Below are 18,894 nucleotides of genomic sequence, written 5' to 3' on the forward strand. Positions count from 1 at the left end.
TGGGTTTGTGTTCGGAAGGCTCCGAGAACAAACGCCCACTCCCATCGCTGTTGGTTTTGGATTTCTTGAATTATTATTTTCTAGTGGATGGTGGGGAATCCCTTTCCTTTATTAGAATCGCTGGGCAACTTCCTTCGCTTGGGCGATTGCTTGTTCTTTAATAGCCGGAGCTTGCTCCGAGGAGGCCGTTCCTTCAACAAAAATCCCCTCAATCGATTGAATCCCGTAGAAACTCAGGATCTTATTCAGATAGCTGTAGCCCATTTCAATCGAAGCAAGAGGACCTTCCGAATAAACGGAACCGCTAGCTTGAATGTGTAAGGCTTTCTTGCCGGGCAACAGCCCTACTGGACCATTTTCGGTATATTTGAAAGTTTTGCCCGGAACTGAAGTCGCATCCGTATATGCTTTCATAACCGGTGGAATCGAGAAATTCCACATAGGGGAAACATACACGTACTTATCAGCAGCCACAAATTGCTCAAGGATTTCTTCATGACGGGCTATTTTTGATTTTTCGGCATCAGACAGCTGATCGAAGGAAGAACCAGACCGGATCTTCTCCCAACCACGTAGAACATCGGCATCAATCTGCGGAATATCCTCTTGATACAGATCCAAATGAACCACTTCGTCGGTTGGATTGGCTTGGCGATAAGCTTCAATAAATTCTTCCCCTACCGCGAGACTGTAAGAGGATTTGGAATCCAGGGGATGTGCGGTGATATACAATACGGTTGCCATGAATGGAAACTTCCCTTCTGTAGTTATATTAAATTTATTTTATGGGTTAATCATATAATATATATTTCGTTTGAGAAGTACGCACATAAATGTGCTATAGTATTAAAAAAGGTACTGTAATGGAGGGAAGCGTATGGAAAAGAACCCTGCCCAATGTCAATTTGTTGTGGCACTGGATTCGATCGTCGGCAAATGGAAGCCGATTATCCTTTATCATTTGCTTCAAGGTGAACCTTTACGGTTCAATGAGCTAAGAAGATTGCTGCCCGATATCACTCAAAGGATGCTTACGCTTCATCTGCGCGAATTGGAAGAGGAAGGGATTGTTAGCCGAGTCATCTATCCGCAAATCCCGCCGAAAGTAGAATACTCTATCACGGAATACGGCAAGAGCCTGTCTCCGATTCTGGAATCCTTACATCAATGGGGAGTGGCCCATGTTAAGCGAAAGCAGCTCCAAAAGGCCAGTAGTGAACAGAAAGAAACGGACTAGCGTTTGACATTACGCTAGTCCGTTTCTTTCTGCATCGAGAACCGCCGATGCGATTCACCACGCACCACCTCGTTCACCATGCCGACGAGGTGGTCTCTGCGGAATTCTCTTCTAAAATCGTGGATACCTTTTTGCGGGTTAGTTATGCTCTAACGGCTGCCGGTAGATGAGGTTGGATTGAAACAAATCTGACGGATCGTCCCGGCCAATTGTTCGGCCATTTGCCGATGCTTCTTGACGGAGGGATGTCCGCAGCCACCCATACCGTCTTCCGGCCGCCTGATGAGTGGGAATTCCACGAAATGGATGTTGTCGTCGCCTTCCTCGTTGAGTTGCTGGACGAGAGCCTTCAAATGGGGAGCGGGATCAAGCGTCATCGGACCGATTGCGCAGAACAATGGGACGGACGGATATCGGTGACGTATGAAACCTGTCAATTTGCGGTATTGTTCAATGTAATCCGAAGGCTGGATGGGTGCGGACCAGTCATTGGTCCCCAGATTAATGACAATCATTTCAGGATGAAACGGGTCCATGGCTTCTTGATCGAGATAAGGACAGATGGTTTCCATAAAATAATCTGACATACGGCCTTCCTTGGCACCGCCGAAATTCTGATAGCAGCCAGTGCCGGACGCGCCTACAATTAAAGTTTCGGCGTTCAGCAGCTCACCGGTCAGCGAGCTGTAAGCAAGCGCGATATTTTCCCGTGAAGCATCACAGTCGCATGGAATCTGTGCCTCATTGCCGAACCCGCACGTAATCGAATCGCCAATGATGAGCAGCCGGTGAGGCAGAGGGGACGGCGGATTTAGAAAAGTACCGCCTCCCGCTGTTAAATCGGTAAATTTGATGCTGCCGAATGCCGCCTCCGTACGTTTCTGCAGCGTTAAAGTATGAGGCGCATCCTCCAGGTCGTCCGCAAGCTGGTACAGCCGGTTATCCGGATCGATTCTCATCACCCGTACCGGGAGATCGTCGATATAGACGTTAACCCAGCTTTTCCCTTCGCCATTGACGTCCTCAATTTCGGCGCTAATTTCCCGTCCTTGAAAGCGCACGCTTATCGCACTGCCGGGAAGAAAGCAGGAGATCCCATCCTGCTCTTGACGGAAGAGCCCGTGTCTCAGACTTGAGTTTAAAAAGTCGAATTTCATAAAACACCTTCCTCTCATGGAACTATTTGAGTTCAAGAAGTTATGCGTAAGGGTTCTCACATGTAGAATCCCGGAGCACCAATGAAACCCCAGACAATATTTTTGTGCTGCCACCATGGGTACTGCCCTGAATAACCTGGTTCAGTAAATTCGCGGCGTTTCTGCCGATTTCTTCGAAATCTTGCCGAACGGTGGATAATCCGATCGATAGATTGCCAGCATGATCCCAATCGTCAAATCCGATGATGGAAACATCCTGTGGGACTTTAATGTCCCGGCTGGTCAACTGCTCGATCATTTCAATGGCGAGCTTGTCGTTGGAACAGAACAAAGCGGTGACATCCCGCTTTATCACGCTGTCAGCCAATGCATCATAATCCATGTGGGTCAACAAATGATCGTCGGTTACCGTGAGTCCTGCCTGGCGCATAGCGCTGCAATAGCCTGCGAACCGCTCCTGCTCGGAATGAAGGAAGAAATGGTAGCTTGCGAATTTTATTTTGGTGTGTTTCAGGCGGATCAGCTCCCGGGTGGCCAGGATCGCCCCATCATAGTTGTTGCAGCCCGAAAAATGGCTCGGATGATCCACATTGTAGCGGTCTACCAATAGGTAGGGGATATTGTTTTGTTCGATGAGCAGGAAGTTATCCCTGCTTTGGATCGGATCGAACGGATAAATCAGGAAGCCGTCGACCTTCCGGTCCAGCATTTTCTGAATGGAGGCCTGTTCAACGGCCAAATTTTCGCTGCTCCATTCCACGATCAAGGAGTAACCAAATTCGGCTGCGGCTTGTTGCGCGCCCTTGATGATCTTCAGATAAGAGACATCGTAATTGTCCTCTGCCGATAAAATGAATGCGATCAAACGGCTCGAATGGTCTGCGGCTGTCGCTCCGTTGACAAAGGAGCCCTTTCTTTTAATTCTCGTGATCACACCCTCATTGGCCAGTTCCGTCATCGCTTTTCGAATCGTTATTCCGCTTACCTGAAATTGTTTCATCAGATCCTCTTCACTCGGCAATTTATCGCCGGGTCGAAGCTCGCCTGCATGGATCTGCTGCTGCAGCGCTTGTTTTACCGTCTCGTACTTCGGCTCGTTCACAAAAACTCTCCTCTTTCTCTTGAATCAGTATCTGGCATTATAATTGATTAATTAAAGTATACTTTAATATTTAGGGTGACTCAAGGATATGACCCGATAACTATTCTTTATGTAATAGTATAACAGAATACTCATGGTTTTGTTGACCTAATATATAGGTGGTGATAGTATTAATATATAATATTTACAAATTAAAGTATACTTTATTTATGTAACAGAATTCAAAGATTCTATTTACAGAAGTTGAGAGGAGGAGCTGCTTTGGAGTTTAGCTTTGCCAAATATGCCAGGCTGATGGGGAGATTTGATCTCGCCGAGAAGGAAAATCCGAAATGCGGATGGGTAAACAGCGCCGTTTTTGTTGCCTTCCGGGGTACGGCCATCTCGATGACGGCCGAGGATTCCGGCGGTGAGGATTACGTTGAAATTGTATTGGATGGTGTTGCCCGCAATTGGATCAATCTGAAGAAGGGGGTTCATGAATACATCATTGAACAGGGGCTGCCGGATGGTGAACATACTTTGGAGATTCACAAGCGTACAGGGATTCTGACCGGCAGTGTTGTGTTTCATCAATTTTCTCTGCCTGACGGCGGAAGCTTCCTTGCCCCTCCAACCGCAAAGCCCGTCAGGCTTGAATACTTTGGCGATTCTATCACGGATGGAGCCGGGATCGGCCATCCGCATGAGCTCGCTGAAGCTCCGCATCTGGATGATGGGTACATGTCTTATGTTGGAATCAGCGCCAGAATGTTGAACGCGGAATATCATACGATGGCCATTTGCGGGATTGGCGTCTGGCAGGATGCGATAGGGAACAGGCAGGGATTGCCCGAACACTTTTCCGGGACGCTCGGCAAGGGGACGGCGCCATGGGACTTTTCCCGGTATATCCCGGATGGAATCGTCATTAATCTGGGCCAGAACGATTATTCCACGCCAATTGATGATGAGGAGTATATTGCTGCTTATATTGGATTCATCCGCGATATCCTGGAGAAGTATAACGATCCTTATGTCTTTTGTTGTGTCGGAACGATGAATAACAACTATCTTGACAGTGTGAATAAGGTGGTGTCCTATTTCAATCAAGGTGGAAACGGGAAGGTTTTTGTGGTTGATCTAGGCTTGATCCATCCAGAGGTGGAGGGATGGGGCGGACGATACCATCCCGGATATCAGACGCATTACCGAATGGGCTGGGAGCTTGCTTCTTTTATATCCGCCAAGACCGGCTGGGAATTGCTTAAGCGCCCGTCAATCGCTACGGAATGCGTGTTCTGAAATCGATCCAATAAGGACATTCGCTTCACATTTTGGCAAGTTGAGAAATGTATATAGATTCTCAATTGGTTATATCAACTAACTTTTCTATTTGACCGTTGGACTTTCTGACTACTTCAAGGGATACGCCACTTTTCGCGGTACTATCGCTTTCGTCCACATAAGTTGTATGATCCTCGTCATAAAGATAATGAATCGGTTTGTTACCATATACCCATTGCTTGTTGTCCTTATCATAAGAAACGCCATAGTCCAAATAAGCATTTAAGGAATTATCAACATAGTTGGGATCACCTTCAGAGGAAGCCGCAGTAGAACCGTTAACAATATCACCCGTTTCATTTTCCACGGTGCTTGCTGTGCCGCCTGTTTTGTTTACAGAGCCGTTTTCCTGGGCGGCCCCTTGTTTATTTGAAGCCAGTGCATTTTTCAGAGATTCCGTGTGTTTGTCATATTCTTCTTGGCTGACAGGTGTAATTCCGGTTAATTCATAGTTGGCATTTCGGACAGCTTTTAAATCCATGACACCATTTGTACGAGTAAATGAATTGTATGTGCCATCTGCATCTAATTTATCTGAAAAATACCGAACCAGCTTACTATTATAGTAAAAACTGTCTGTTTTATTGTCATAAGTCAATCCGTATTTTTCATAAACAGCATAATTCTTAGCAGTAGCTTCTTTAGTTTGCTGATTAAGTTTTTCTTGTTCCTGCGCGGATATAGGCGTACTGGTGGAATAAGCTCCAGATCCTGCATCATTTACTGCAAATGCTGCTCCGGTACCTAACGTGCCTAATACAACTAAGCAGAGAATAAGAACACCTGCTCTTTTCTTACTTGTATCCATAATGGAGAATATTCGGTTCTTCATATCTTTCTTACCTCCATAAAAATTTGTTGAGAAGGCCGTTTGCCTTCTTGACTGATTTTTGATAACTCCAATGAGGGCCTCACTGTATTGTCGTCTTGTGCCAATATCAGTTTTGCTTACTACCTCTGCATCACATGAGATTTCGCACTGTGACGAGACAGCCCTTGCCATCACATACATTACAGGATTAAACCAGTGAACGGCGGTTGCAAAAAGGACCAGACTCTTATACCACAAATCCTTACGTTTGAGGTGTACCAATTCGTGTCTGAGAATATATGGCATTTCATCCGCTGAAAAATCAGACCACGGCAATAAAATTGTAGGTCTTATAAAACCGATCATCATTGGGCTTGAGATACAGGAACATATCTGCAATTTAACGGGTGTGGTTATTCCCATTTCTGTCTTAATCTTATGTAAGGTATCATTCAAGTGCTTATCAGGCTGTTCGCTCCATCGGCTTACCATTCTAAGAAATCGGAAATGCTTTAATCCGTGATAAACTATAAAAGCAAAGAGCCCGGCAGCCCATAGGCATATACCAATTTGAAACCATAAAATTGCCGGTAGCTCTTGGGATGGTGTATTGGTTGGAATAGTTGAATCGACAATATTTGCCACATTTCCTGGTAGGATTGGCTGGGTATAATCGGGCGTGGTACTCATCTGAATAAATGCTGTGTCGGGATGAACCCGGAATGGAATGATTAGACCTATCACTAGTACTAACCAGGTATAATACAGCCATTTTGCAGAGTATCTTTTTGACAGCCACGGGGTAGCGGCAATGAAGCCCAATACAAGCACTGACATGGTAATAGAGCATTCTATCAATGCAGTCACAAATTCCCGCATATCAAATCCTCCGTTCTTTTACCCATTTCATCAGCTCTTCAATATCGGCATCGTTAAGCTGCTTCCCGACATAAAGGGTATTGACAAAGCTAAGAAATGAGTTTTCATGATAACGCTTCATAAAGTTACCTGTTTCAAACTTCAGATAGTCCTCTTTGTCTACAAGCGGGAAATAGGTGCGTTCCTTGCCGTTTTTCTCCGTCCGTAAAAAACCCTTTTCCACCAGCCTAAGCATCAGTGAAATTACAGTTGGTGCTTTCCATTCACGCTCATGGCCTAGCGCTTCCATAATCATGTTAGTTGTGATGGGCGGCTCGTTCGCCCACACCACCTTCATAATCTCAAATTCCGTGTCAGGCAGTTTTTTAAAGTTACTCATTCAAATTATCTCCTTTTAGGCAGTTGTCTATATTTGTTATTTTACACTTGCCTAAAATGATAATCAATAGTGTTCAGAAACATTTTTTACTATTGTCTAAAATGAATTCGAGCTAGAGATACGTTGTTCCAAGACAGTCTTGTGGATATCTAAAGAGGTTGATTATAGAACGTTTAGATCGAAGGTTACTGTTAACAATCCCAGAACCCATATGCGGCATTCATCATGTTTCCTCCTTTTTTTTGAATACAAAAAAAGCCACACAAACGACCAGTAAGGCCTTTGTGTGGCGAAAATAGAGTGGATCTCCAGAAAAGTCCACATCATTCCAAATAGGTTTTAGATATGATGTCCAGTATGGGTAACTGTGTAAAAGCAGATTTTGAACATTGTCAAGAAACTCCGTAATTAGGCCTGCTCGTCGGCCGATGGACCGTACATACTGGGCACCGGAATATCGAGAAGCCGCAAGTATACCCCTAGCTGTGCCCGGTGGTGGACCATGTGGCTTAATCCGAAGGTGCGGAGCGCGAGTGCCCGCGGTGCGCGGAGGATGATATGGCTGCCGTGGCGCAGAGTCCATTCCTTACCGAGTGCTGTTTCATCACATTCGGCGAGCAGCTTTTCAAACTTGCCAACGTTCGCGTCGAATTCTTCCAGAATGTCAGCCCGTCTTTCCAAAGCCTCCCGCCGCTGCGGAATGGTTGATAGATCAAGCTCCGGGTACTCAAAAATTGCGATTTGCCAGTTGAGCAGGTTGACCAGATGCGTAGCCAGCCCACCAAGCGTCATGGATTTGTCATGCGGCTTCCACGACATATGCTCCTCAGGCAAGCGTTCCAGAATGCGGCGCGTAGTGCTCAGTTCATTCGCTGCGTCGCCGATGATCAGTTGTTTAACCATAAAATCCTCTCCCTTCTTAAGGTCAAGCATACTGCAAGTTCCGGCACAGTGGAAAGTTTGGTCCTGTCTGCAAATTTATGTAGGATTTACTACAAAAATAGAATGAACATTTCCCTCGGGATCACCGAAGAAGCCAGTCGTATGCCCCCATGACTTGATCTGTGGTGCTGTGACATCCATGGCTCCCTTCGAAACGAATTCATCGTACAAGGCGTATACTTGATCTGGCGAATCACATTGGAAATTCAGCTCGACGGCCTGCCCTTTTCGGCTTTCCTTGAAAGAAGCATAGCCGTTGGTGTTGTCTGCCATTAATGATTTAGAGCAAATGGCCAATCTCACTCCTGAATTGTCGAATTCTACGTAATGCTCCTCCTCTATAACAATAGTAAATCCCAAGACTTCCTCGTAAAATCGGGCCAAACGCGCAACATCGTCAGCTAGCAGTGTAAGTCCTTCCAGTTTTACTTTCATTATGTTATCACCTCCAATTTGAGTTTAGCATATTATCCATTGATGTAATATACTGCCACTGCAGAGAACGAATCTGTGAGATGACACAGTACATGAAGAAACTTCCCTAAAATGGAAACACCGTGGACAGGGGGCATAGGAGATGCGAGAATATAAACGTCTCGCGAGGCGCGACCTTGATGAATACGGAGGAGCTATAATGAATACCAACCCTGTATCGGAATGGACAGTGTCCCATTTTCCATTATATACGCTGGAGAGCATCGAATCGCTCTACAGCACCACGAATCAACCAGGTTACCGGATTAAGGAGAATGCTGCGGTGCTGATTGTAGTTGCTGGTGGCAGCGCAGTTCTTACCTGCCGGGATCAGAGGTACGAGCTTATGAAAGGGAGTGCTGTTCTTCTTCCTGCACATGAGGAAGCAGAGCTGGCTGCCAATCATCTGAATCCCCTTCATGCCTATAAGCTGACCATCCATACCCTAGAACAGATCAGATCCTTTCCTGAAGAGGTATTAATTCAAAAAAGCGGAATCAGTTCGAATGCTCAAATCCATTTTTTCTCCTATGAATCTGAGATTGCGGCCCTTGCGGAGAAGCTTTACAGGCATCGTATGCCTGAAGGGGAAGTTCGTCATGTGCAGAATCAGATTTTGTTTCATCAGCTTCTCCTTATCCTGCTGGAGAGGATGGATGCCAAACCTGTTGCAGACGAGCAGTCCTCCATGGAGCGCAGTATTACATATTTGGAAAATAACTTTCACGAAAAGATCACGCGGGAGCAGCTAGCCCAAATCGCGGGGGTGAGCAGTTCGCACTACTCCATTCTGTTCAAGCAGCTAACTGGCTGCTCACCCACAGAGTACTTGTTTCGTCTGCGTGTTCACCGGGCTAAGGAACTGCTGCTTGACAGGCACAGCACGCTTAGGGAGATCGCACAAAAGGTAGGGTACAAGGATGAATTTTATCTCAGCCGCCGTTTCAAGCAGCAGACGGGAGAGACGCCTTCCAGTTATAACGGGAAGTCCATCCAGCGGGTGGCTGTGCTGCTTGCTCCTTATGCTGCTCACTTGACGCTGCTTGGCTTGGAGCCAGCCGTCATCATTTCTGAAACCAGCGAATATGTCCAATCAGCAGATCTGAAGCCACTGCAGACAGCTGTTTATGTTAATACGGGCTGTACGGTTGAACAGATAAATTCGGTACTGGATGTCAACGGGATCGAAGTGGTTTTTGCCGCAGACATGCATATGAGACATCTGGGGCTAAGCCCTGAGCGCCTGCGGTTATCAGCACCCATAGTCCATATTCCGTGGATGGAAATAGGATGGAAGGAGCAATTTCGTCTCCTTGCTCATTACATTCAGAGAAGTGATCAAGCTGAGCAATGGCTGGCGGATTTTGAACAAGAGGAAGAAAGCGCCCGTATACTGGTTCAACAAAGTAAATTTGCTAATGAGGTGATTATGCTTCTGATTATCAAGCCAGAGGAGATAAGGGTATATGGAGCACGGAATGCAGGTTATGTCATGTACCGGTCTCTGGGACTACGGCCGCCGGTCAGAATTGCCCAGGAAATAGACAAGCACGGGGAGCAATTCCATTCGATAGGCATCCAGCTGTCCGATTTGGAAGACTATGAGGCAGACCGGATACTGGTCATCGTATTTCCGGATGAACTGGGCTCCACGGCACATTCCGAGAGAGTGTTTGCTTCACTCGGGTGGAAGAACCATCGTGCCGTTCAGGGAGGCGGTGTCCATCATCTGGTTATGGATGAATGGATCCCTTATAACCCGGTTTCGATTCGGCTGCAGCTTGAGCGGGCGGTTGTTTTATGGACAGGCAATCAATAGTCCAAGCTCTTTTCCAAACAAAAAGGCATGGTTCACTGTGGGAGGTATTCATATAATTAGGGAAGTAATTGAGAATGATTTTCATGATCAATTGAATGAAAACCTCGTAATGAAAAGGGAGAGAGTCTGGGAATGAAAAAGTTGTGGATTCTGTTTGTTCTAATGTTAGTATTGCTGTTAAGTGCTTGTGGGGGGAGCAAATCTAACAAATCCGATACAGTCAGCGGCTCATCAGCGGGAACATCCGGAACTGAAGCCGGAAATTCGGCATCTAAGCCGGCCGCAGGTGCTTCGGAGACGGGGACATTTACCTATCAATCGGAAAGCGGGCCTGTAGAGGTTCCGACCCATCCGCAGCGTGTCGTTGTCTTAACCCGGTTCTTGACAGGCAACTTGATGGCGCTTGGCATCCCTCTGGTTGGGGTGGACGAAATGTCTAAGGAGAATCCGAACTTTGCCGACAAGCTGGCTGATGTAGAGGCGGTTTCGGATGAAAGCCTGGAGAAGATTATTGAGCTGCGGCCCGATCTTATTGTGGGGCTTTCCGATATTAAGAATGTTGACAAGTTCAAGCAAATTGCTCCAACAGTGCTGTATACATACGGCAAGGTGGATTTCCTGACCCAGCAGTTGGAAATTGGGAAATTGGTGAACAAAGAGAAAGAAGCGAAGGCTTGGGTGGACGATTTTGATGCCCGTACGAAGAAGATCGGGAAGGAAATCAAAGCCAAGATCGGTGAAAATGCAACGGTTTCGGTAATTGAGACGTTCAACAAACAGCTTTATGTTTATGGTGAGAACTTCGGACGGGGAACTGAAATTTTGTATCAGCAGTTTGGACTGAAGATGCCTGAAAAAGTGAAACAGACCACGAAAAAGGATGGCTACTTTGCCTTATCCACAGAGGTGCTGAAGGATTACATGGGGGACTATGTTATTTTTAGCAAAAATGCCGAGGAAGATAACTCGTTCCAGAATACTCAAATCTATAAGAATCTTCCTGCCGTCAAAAACCAGCATGTATTCGAGGCGAATGCAAAGGCGTTTTACTTCAATGATCCGCTCAGTATGGAATATCAGTTGAATTTCTTTGTGAAGAGCTTTCTTGGCCGTTAATTTAACTGGTATAGCCTGCTTTAATAAGACAATAATATCGTAAAAAAACAGGTGCAGTTTTCTTATGTAAGAGGAGAAGGCTGCACCTTTTACCTGTGCACTTAGATATAAGCTTTAATGCAATGGGACTAATGTAAAGTTCTCGTTTTGCAGAAATTCGATGATAGGTGCCAGAGCTATTGTGGTTTGAGTTCGATCACCCCCGCCATCATGCATTAAAACTATTCCTCCGCTACAAATATTGTTCTTAATGTGCTGCAGAATTTCTTCAGCAATCGGACCAGCCCAGTCTTTAGTATCAAGACTTCTATTTGTATCCTGTGACCAATAGACAGTTTTATAATTCATCTCCCCAGCAACCTGTAATACCAATTCGTTAAACTCTCCATAAGGGGGGCGGAACAATTTAGGACGAATACCTGTCGCCAATATAATTTCTTGTTCCGTTCTTGTTAATTCATCATGTATTTCCTCATGTGTTAACGTTGTCAAGTTGGGATGAGAATAGGTGTGGTTACCAACTGTATGACCTTCAGCAACAATTCGTTTGGCTATGTCCGGATAATCCCTTACATGCTCACCTAGCAAAAAAAACGTTGCTTTTATATCATATTCGCCAAGTATATCCAGAATTTTCTCCGTATATAAAGCATGGGGGCCATCATCAAAAGTCAAGGCTACTTCCCGTTTATCATAGTCCGTATGCCTAAGAACTTGTTTGAGGAGTTTAAGCACAGTGGTAACCACTCCTTATATGTTTATTAAACATCTCTTTTTACCAAATAGAACCACATTATTACATTTCGATGGAGCAGGGAGGAACTCCTCTACTACTCATGAAAAAAGAGAAACCTACTGTCTCATGACGTGGGTTTCTCGACAATCTGCACGTCCTCAGGACGTGATCTCTTTCCTGGCAGCCTTGTTCCCTTAACTTGCCAAAATGGAACGGTCTTTTTTGCTTGATCTTCGCTCGGTAAGGAAATATAGCAGAGCTAGAAGTGGCAGGATGGTTCCAATAAGGGATGTGAGATTCCAGCCTCCCTGGGTATAAGACCAGCCCCCCAAAGATGAACCGATAGCACCGCCTAAGAAGAAGATGGCCATGAAAAGTCCATTCAGTCGTCCCCGTGCTTCACTTCCCAGTGAATATATCACACGCTGGCTGGTCACCAGATTCCCAGACACTGCCATATCGAGCGTAATTGCCGATACAAAGAGAAGAATCAGAGCAGGGGTTGACGAGCTTTGGAACAAATGGATGAGCAGAAAGGACAATACAGCAACAATCATGGCGGCCCCCGTTAGCATTTTACTCCAGCCTTTATCCGCTAATCTTCCGGCAATTGGCGCAGCTACTGCCCCACCCACGCCAACCAGCGCAAACCAAGCAATACCGATTTGAGACATTCCGAAATTATCAGCTAAGTGTAGAGGCACGACAGTCCAAAACAAACTGAAGGCTCCAAATAAGAAAGCTTGATACAGTGCGCGGCGCCGTAATGCCGGCGTTTGTCGTAATATAGTGCCTAAAGAGAGAATTAGTTTGCCGTAACGTACTGTGGGGAGTGGCTTACGTTCGGGAAGTGCAAAGGACAGCAATATAGTTAGTAAAGTGATCACAATGGCAGACAGAATAAATATAGCTCTCCAGCCCCAAAGACTGGTAATAAAACTTGCCAACGGCCGGGCGAACATAATTCCGAGCAGGAGTCCGCTCATCACGTTACCGACCACACGGCCGCGTTGATTCTCGGATGATAGATAGGCGGCGAACGGCACTAGAATCTGGGCCACTACAGAACCAATTCCAATAAAAAGAGATGCGGTCAAAAACAACGATGCACTGGGTGAGAATGCGGCAGTTAACAATGCGCCAATGGCTATGATTAACATGACGATTGTAAGACGCCGGTTCTCAACGATGTCGCTTAGCGGTACGATGAACAGCAGGCCGGCTACATAACCGATTTGGGTCACTGTGACGATGAATCCTGCGGTTGAGGAAGTAAGACCCGTTGCATCACGGATAGGCCCCACCAGAGTTTGGGCGTAATACAGATTGGCAACAATAAGACCGCATGCGGCTGCAAGCAGAAACATCATCCAACTGGAGATAGAGCTGACTTGTTTACCTTGTTCTTTTAACATAAATATCCTCCTCATTAAATACTGAACGTTTAGTTTTGTATTTCTTGATTTAAATAATATACTGAACGTATCGTTTTGTAAATAGGCTTTTTTTCGAATTTCATTTTTTGTATACTAAACGTATAGTTTATATAGTGATGAAACGAAGACAAACAAAGGAGGAATTCATATGCAGGGGAAAAGAGGCCGTCCGCGTAATATGGAAACGCAAAGCTCCATTCTGTCCGCTTCTTATGAATTATTGCTGGAAAGCGGCTTTGGAGCGGTAACGGTAGAAAAAATCGCTGAACGTGCTCAGGTAAGCAAAGCCACTATTTATAAATGGTGGCCCAACAAGGCCGCCGTGGTCATGGACGGATTCCTATCCGCTGCGGCAGCAAGATTGCCTGTACCGGATACAGGTTCGGTATTTCAGGATATTCTGGAACATGCCACGAATATGGCCAGGTTTATGGTAAGCCGTGAGGGCTCTATTTTTCTGGAGATTATAGGTGAGGGGCAGGTTGATCCTGCACTCGCTGAGGCATTTCGGACACGTTATATTCAGCCCCGGCGGCTTGAGGTCCGGGATATTATGACTAGAGCGCTTCAGCGTGGAGAGTTGGAGAAGAATGTTGATATGGCATTATGCACGGATCTCATTTACGGGCCGATATTCTACCGCTTGTTAGTAACGGGTGACCCGATTAACGACAGCTATGTAGAGCAGATCGTTACCCATGTTTTTAAAGGTATCCAATTGACTTGAAACCGATTTCAAAAAGAACTTGAAACGTTTCCAATCTGGTGATAGTATAGCCATATAGATACTTGGATGGTGGTCAATATGTCGAGCATTAAAGATGTAGCAATGTTGGCGGGTGTGGGTGTAGGAACAGTTTCCCGTGTGATCAATAACACGGGTGCGGTTAAACCTGAAACACGCAGTAAAGTGAAAGCTGCTATCGAACAACTTAACTACATTCCTAACGAAGTGGCAAGAAATTTCAAGATGCAGAAGTCTAAAATGGTTGCTCTTATGCTTCCAAGTATATGGAATCCATTTTTCTCCGAATTAGCCTACTACATTGAAGATGAACTAGACCGAGAGGGATATAAGTTGATGTTATGCAACAGTGGTGGCAAGCCGGAGAAAGAATTCTACTACCTGGATATGCTCAGGCAAAATAAGGTCGCCGGAATACTAGGGATAACTTACAACGATATTGAGAACAGCGTAACTACCGAGATTCCGATCATAAGCATTGACCGTCATTTTAGCAAATCCATAACATGTGTAACTTCAGATAACTTCGAAGGAGGTCGCCTGGCTCTTAGAGAGCTCGTTAAAGCGGGAGCAAGCAAACCGGCCTTCATGGGTAGCATCACTTCTGTGTTTAGTGAAACCATGAACCGAAGAGAGGGGTTTGTACACGAGGCGAAGACTATGGGAATAGAGCATGTCATATATGAAATGCCGGACCCTGTAGAAGATAAAGACACCTATTACAATAACTTCTTTGCTCTTCATCGCGATGTAGACGGGGTTTTTGCGATTACCGATATGTTTGCTGCCGAATATATAGATAGAGCGAGCAAGCTCGGTATACGTGTTCCAGAGGATGTGAAGGTGATCGGTTATGATGGTATACAAGATCACCCTTATTTTCACCCTATTCTTTCAACTATTAGACAACCTGTAGAGGAGATGGCTCGAACGTCAGTAAGGCTTTTATTTAGAAAAATTGAGGGTCAAACCCTAGAAAGAGAAACCTATCATCTCCCCATAATCTTTAGACAGGGTGAAACCACTTAATTTTTTTGAGTCAGATTGGAAACGTTTCAATCAAGTTGGAAACGTTTCAACTGAGTGAAAGCGGTTGCTTTTAAGTGAATTATTTTTGGAGGGAAATCTTATGAATGTTTCAACACCGCGAGAGACAACCCAGGTAAAGTCCAAGATAAAAACCAAAAGCCATACTTGGATACGTATTAAACGGAACTACGAGCTTTATCTATTTTTGCTGCCTATCGTCTTGTTATATTTGGTCTTTAGATATTACCCCATGTACGGCGTACAAATTGCGTTTAAAGATTTCTCGGCTAGTAAAGGAATTTGGGGCAGTGAGTGGGTTGGATTCAAGCACTTTATTCAATTCTTTCATGCCTATAATTTCTGGCCTATTATTGAGAACACGTTATCGTTAAGCGTGTTGTCTCTCATATTTACCTTTCCGGTTCCGATTATTGTATCGCTCATGTTAAATCAAATTCTTGCTAAGCGTTACAAGAAATTTGTTCAAACCGTAATCTATGCCCCTCACTTTATTTCAACCGTGGTTCTCGTAGGTATGCTTAATGTGTTCTTGTCGCCAAATAGCGGTATTGTTAACCACATCATCACTTTCTTTGGTGGTGAGCCGATTCTGTTCATGGCAAATGAAGGATGGTTTAGACCTTTATATATTTTATCCAGTGTCTGGCAGGAAACAGGATTCGCGACCATCATCTACCTTGCTGCATTAGCAGGGGTAAGTCCTGAGCTTCACGAGGCGGCAATCATGGATGGGGCAAGCAAGTGGAGAAGGATATTTAACGTTGATATTCCTGGAATTCTACCGACCATCATTATCTTACTTGTGCTTGCAATCGGTAACATTATGAGTGTTGGGTTTGAAAAAGCGTTTCTGATGCAGAGCGATCTTAACTATCAAACCTCAAATATATTGCCAACCTATGTCTATGAAATGGGGATTAAGAAGGCGCAGTACAGTTTCTCAGCAGCAATCGGTCTCTTCAATTCTGTGTTAAACATCATTTTGCTATTTATCGTTAACCGGATTGCGAAGAAACTTACTGACACCAGTTTGTGGTAATGGAGGCGAACGACATGAATACATGGCTTAAACGCAAGAGCAAAGGCGACTTTCTGTTCGACCTGATCAATTATACCGTACTAACCATAGGTATGCTGCTTATTTTATACCCTTTATATTTCATACTTATCGCTTCTGTGAGCGATCCAAACAATATATACGCCGGGGATGTATGGTTATATCCCAAAGGGTTCACCTTCGACGGGTATGAACGGATATTTAATGATTCATCGATATGGATCGGGTATGGAAATTCCATGCTTTACGCAATAGTGGGTACAGCAATCAGTGTTGCATTGATTCTACTAGCCGCTTACCCACTCTCACGTAAGGATTTCATCGGCAGAAATTTTTTTATGTGGTTCTTCATGCTCACTATGTTCTTTGGCGGCGGGCTGATTCCAACTTACCTGCTTGTTAAAGATCTTGGGATGCTGAACACCATCTGGGCGCTTGTTCTTCCTAGTGCGGCGGGTGGGTTCAACATTATCATTGTCCGGACATTTTTTGAAAGCAGTATTCCGGATGAGATGCGTGAAGCTGCATTCATTGATGGATGCTCTAATACGATATTCTTCCTAAGAATCGTTATCCCTTTATCCAAGCCGATTATAGCTGTTATGGTTCTATATCACGTCGTTGGTTTTTGGAATGGATTCTTTGATGCACTTATTTACCTGAATGATCAAGCGAAATACCCGCTTCAATTGGTACTGCGCAATATTCTGGTTCAGAACCAGGTTGGCTCCAACATGATGGTGGATGTAGAGTCCTATTCAGCAAAACTTAGAGTTACCGAATTGATTAAATATGGCGTGATCATTGTTGCAAGTGTGCCATTATTGATTCTCTATCCATTCCTTCAGCGGTATTTCGTAAAAGGGGCTATGATCGGATCAATTAAAGGCTAACATTCCTCTGTGGTAATTCCCCGGGCAAGGCCTCTCGGGTGGATTATATAAATAAAGATCTGTTTTGTTCAATCAAAGGGAGGGTTTAACAAATGAAAAAGGGATTGTCACTAGCTTTATGTTTGACTTTGGCTGGCAGCATGGCATTAGCAGGTTGTTCCAAGACGAGTGATAACGGCAATTCAGGGGCACAAACAGGTTCTGAATCTGCTGTTAAGGTAAATAAAGATGGACTTCCTATCGTCAATGATAAGGTCACTTTAAAAATGGTCGCACCTAAATCACCGCTCGCTCCAAACTTTGGAGAAATGGAAATATTCAAACGGCTTGAGAAGTCAACAAACGTTCATATTGACTGGGAGAACATCCCGGATACAGATTATACAGAAAAGAAGAGCCTCCTCTTAGCAAGTGATGACTTGCCTGATGCTTTCTATGCAGCAGGGTTCACTGACTATGAACTGATCAATTTCGGTAAAGACGGCACCATTATCCCCCTGGAAAAGCTCATTGCGGACTATGCACCTAATTTAAATAAGATATTGGAGAAAAGATCTGACATCAAAGCGGCTATTACGGCTCCAGATGGACATATCTACGGTCTGCCTACTTGGGAAGAAAATGAACTCGGAACAAACCCGTTCTTCCATGTGATTAATAAGTCGTGGCTGGATAAGCTTGGATTAAAGATGCCGCAAACATTGGATGAGTACACCAATGCCTTGGTTGCATTTAAAACCAAAGATCCTAACGGAAATGGCAAAGCTGATGAGATTCCACTCAGCTTCATGCATATGGGCTGGTGTATGGATATCGGCGGTTTATTCGGAGCCTTCGGTCTCCCTGATAACCTTGAACACCGTGTTGTAAAAGACAGGAAAGTCATCTTCACAGCTATTCAGCCCGAGTATAAAGAAGCTTTGAAGTATTTCAATGAAAAGTGGTACAAACAAGGACTGATCGATCCTGAATCGTTCACTCAACAACCTCCGCAATACCTGGCTAAAGGGAAAACACCTACGGAAACACTGGGTTCATTCGTATGGTGGGAGACAGAGGAAGTCGTTGGACCGGATAGAGCGAAGGATTACGCTCTTGTACCTCCACTTACCGGACCTACAGGGAAGAAGATGATTGGCAGAGCCAATGGTGGAGGGCCAGGCAGAGGTTCTTTCGTGATCACGAAGAAAGATAAGAATCCAGAAGTTACTATGCGCTGGATCGATCAACAGTACGAACCCTATATGGCTGCACAAATCCATTGGGGCCCAATTGATGTAATTTACAAGAAAGATGCGAACGGCAAATTGGTAACACTGCCGCTTCCAGCAGGTAAGTCTGCAGGAGAATACCGCCAACAAGTAGCACCAGGCTCAGGGGCTCCAGGTGTGATCACTAAGGAAGATTTCCAGACAATTGTCGATATGGAACCACGTGCGCAGCAGCGCAAGAAGGATTTGGAGAAGTATTATGAGCCGGATATGGAAAAGGAAAATTATCCGAACATCTTCTTTACGCCAGAGGAACTAGACACCATCAATCGAATTGAGCCGGACCTCATCAAATTCGTAAATACGCAGCGAGCTAAATTCCTTGTGGATGGCAATGTGGATCAAGGATGGGACAGCTATGTTCAGCAAGTCAAAGCTATGGGCCTTGATGAGTTGATGGATTTATATCAAAAGGGACTTGATCGCTACAATCAACAGCAGAAGTAGAAGTCAATACAGCCGGA

18 protein-coding genes are annotated in these 18,894 nt (G+C 45.0%); 9 read left to right on the forward strand and 9 right to left on the reverse strand.

Annotated features, from left to right (window positions below):
- Nucleotides 1-111: 111 nt before the first annotated feature.
- Entirely contained in the window at nucleotides 112-744 is a 633-nt protein-coding gene (locus tag KJS63_RS06915; RefSeq protein WP_213618493.1) for an FMN-dependent NADH-azoreductase, read from the reverse strand.
- 133 nt (nucleotides 745-877) lie between these two features.
- Between KJS63_RS06915 and KJS63_RS06920 the strand changes: the two genes are divergently transcribed.
- Nucleotides 878-1,237, forward strand: coding sequence for a winged helix-turn-helix transcriptional regulator (locus KJS63_RS06920; protein ID WP_213618494.1), 360 nt, complete (start codon nucleotides 878-880; stop codon nucleotides 1,235-1,237).
- Between the two features lie 149 nt (nucleotides 1,238-1,386).
- Here the strand turns inward: KJS63_RS06920 and KJS63_RS06925 are convergent, their stop codons facing one another.
- Both KJS63_RS06925 and KJS63_RS06930 read right to left on the reverse strand, forming a co-directional pair.
- On the reverse strand, nucleotides 1,387-2,394 hold the full coding sequence (locus tag KJS63_RS06925; protein ID WP_213618495.1) for an SGNH/GDSL hydrolase family protein: 1,008 nt from the start codon (nucleotides 2,392-2,394) through the stop codon (nucleotides 1,387-1,389).
- A 40-nt stretch (nucleotides 2,395-2,434) separates the two neighbouring features.
- On the reverse strand, nucleotides 2,435-3,496 hold the full coding sequence (locus KJS63_RS06930; RefSeq protein ID WP_213618496.1) for a GntR family transcriptional regulator: 1,062 nt from the start codon (nucleotides 3,494-3,496) through the stop codon (nucleotides 2,435-2,437).
- A gap of 261 nt (nucleotides 3,497-3,757) precedes the next feature.
- On the opposite strand from KJS63_RS06930, the gene KJS63_RS06935 reads away from it, so the two are divergent.
- Entirely contained in the window at nucleotides 3,758-4,780 is a 1,023-nt protein-coding gene (locus tag KJS63_RS06935) for an SGNH/GDSL hydrolase family protein (RefSeq protein ID WP_244862520.1), read from the forward strand.
- A 61-nt stretch (nucleotides 4,781-4,841) separates the two neighbouring features.
- On the opposite strand, the gene KJS63_RS06940 is transcribed toward KJS63_RS06935, so the two are convergent.
- The 4 genes from KJS63_RS06940 to KJS63_RS06955 all read right to left on the reverse strand — a co-directional run bounded on the left by KJS63_RS06940 (nucleotide 4,842) and on the right by KJS63_RS06955 (nucleotide 8,268).
- A complete protein-coding gene (locus tag KJS63_RS06940; protein ID WP_213618497.1) occupies nucleotides 4,842-6,512 on the reverse strand; it encodes a M56 family metallopeptidase in 1,671 nt (556 codons plus the stop codon).
- Between the two features lies 1 nt (nucleotide 6,513).
- Nucleotides 6,514-6,891 carry a BlaI/MecI/CopY family transcriptional regulator gene (locus KJS63_RS06945; protein ID WP_213618498.1) on the reverse strand — a complete coding sequence of 126 codons (378 nt, stop codon included), beginning with the start codon at nucleotides 6,889-6,891 and terminating at the stop codon, nucleotides 6,514-6,516.
- Between the two features lie 408 nt (nucleotides 6,892-7,299).
- Nucleotides 7,300-7,794 carry a DinB family protein gene (locus KJS63_RS06950; protein WP_213618499.1) on the reverse strand — a complete coding sequence of 165 codons (495 nt, stop codon included), beginning with the start codon at nucleotides 7,792-7,794 and terminating at the stop codon, nucleotides 7,300-7,302.
- A 75-nt stretch (nucleotides 7,795-7,869) separates the two neighbouring features.
- A complete protein-coding gene (locus KJS63_RS06955; RefSeq protein WP_244862521.1) occupies nucleotides 7,870-8,268 on the reverse strand; it encodes a VOC family protein in 399 nt (132 codons plus the stop codon).
- A gap of 142 nt (nucleotides 8,269-8,410) precedes the next feature.
- Between KJS63_RS06955 and KJS63_RS06960 the strand changes: the two genes are divergently transcribed.
- Together KJS63_RS06960 and KJS63_RS06965 are read left to right on the forward strand one after the other, a co-directional pair.
- A complete protein-coding gene (locus KJS63_RS06960; RefSeq protein ID WP_244862522.1) occupies nucleotides 8,411-10,126 on the forward strand; it encodes a helix-turn-helix domain-containing protein in 1,716 nt (571 codons plus the stop codon).
- Between the two features lie 132 nt (nucleotides 10,127-10,258).
- Nucleotides 10,259-11,242 (forward strand): iron-hydroxamate ABC transporter substrate-binding protein, encoded by a 984-nt coding sequence (locus tag KJS63_RS06965; RefSeq protein WP_213618500.1) that lies wholly within the window; start codon nucleotides 10,259-10,261, stop codon nucleotides 11,240-11,242.
- Nucleotides 11,243-11,356: 114 nt separating this feature from the next.
- Here the strand turns inward: KJS63_RS06965 and KJS63_RS06970 are convergent, their stop codons facing one another.
- Both KJS63_RS06970 and KJS63_RS06975 read right to left on the reverse strand, forming a co-directional pair.
- Nucleotides 11,357-11,977 (reverse strand): polysaccharide deacetylase family protein, encoded by a 621-nt coding sequence (locus KJS63_RS06970; RefSeq protein WP_213618501.1) that lies wholly within the window; start codon nucleotides 11,975-11,977, stop codon nucleotides 11,357-11,359.
- Nucleotides 11,978-12,172: 195 nt separating this feature from the next.
- Nucleotides 12,173-13,393 (reverse strand): MFS transporter, encoded by a 1,221-nt coding sequence (locus KJS63_RS06975; protein ID WP_213618502.1) that lies wholly within the window; start codon nucleotides 13,391-13,393, stop codon nucleotides 12,173-12,175.
- A 169-nt stretch (nucleotides 13,394-13,562) separates the two neighbouring features.
- Between KJS63_RS06975 and KJS63_RS06980 the strand changes: the two genes are divergently transcribed.
- From KJS63_RS06980 to KJS63_RS07000, 5 genes are all read left to right on the forward strand, one after another.
- Nucleotides 13,563-14,141: a TetR/AcrR family transcriptional regulator gene (locus KJS63_RS06980; protein WP_213618503.1), complete on the forward strand. Its 579-nt coding sequence runs from the start codon at nucleotides 13,563-13,565 to the stop codon at nucleotides 14,139-14,141.
- Nucleotides 14,142-14,219: 78 nt separating this feature from the next.
- A complete protein-coding gene (locus tag KJS63_RS06985) occupies nucleotides 14,220-15,188 on the forward strand; it encodes a LacI family DNA-binding transcriptional regulator (RefSeq protein WP_213618504.1) in 969 nt (322 codons plus the stop codon).
- A gap of 100 nt (nucleotides 15,189-15,288) precedes the next feature.
- Nucleotides 15,289-16,248 carry an ABC transporter permease gene (locus KJS63_RS06990; protein WP_213618505.1) on the forward strand — a complete coding sequence of 320 codons (960 nt, stop codon included), beginning with the start codon at nucleotides 15,289-15,291 and terminating at the stop codon, nucleotides 16,246-16,248.
- A 14-nt stretch (nucleotides 16,249-16,262) separates the two neighbouring features.
- Entirely contained in the window at nucleotides 16,263-17,159 is an 897-nt protein-coding gene (locus tag KJS63_RS06995; RefSeq protein WP_213618506.1) for a carbohydrate ABC transporter permease, read from the forward strand.
- A 92-nt stretch (nucleotides 17,160-17,251) separates the two neighbouring features.
- The gene (locus KJS63_RS07000; RefSeq protein ID WP_213618507.1) at nucleotides 17,252-18,877 is read left to right on the forward strand and encodes an ABC transporter substrate-binding protein; all 1,626 of its coding nucleotides are present in this window, start codon (nucleotides 17,252-17,254) and stop codon (nucleotides 18,875-18,877) included.
- Nucleotides 18,878-18,894 lie beyond the last annotated feature (17 nt).

Origin of the sequence: Paenibacillus sp. J22TS3 (assembly GCF_018403205.1) — a bacterium.
In the GTDB taxonomy this organism is placed as follows: Bacteria; Bacillota; Bacilli; order Paenibacillales; family Paenibacillaceae; genus Fontibacillus; species Fontibacillus tuaregi.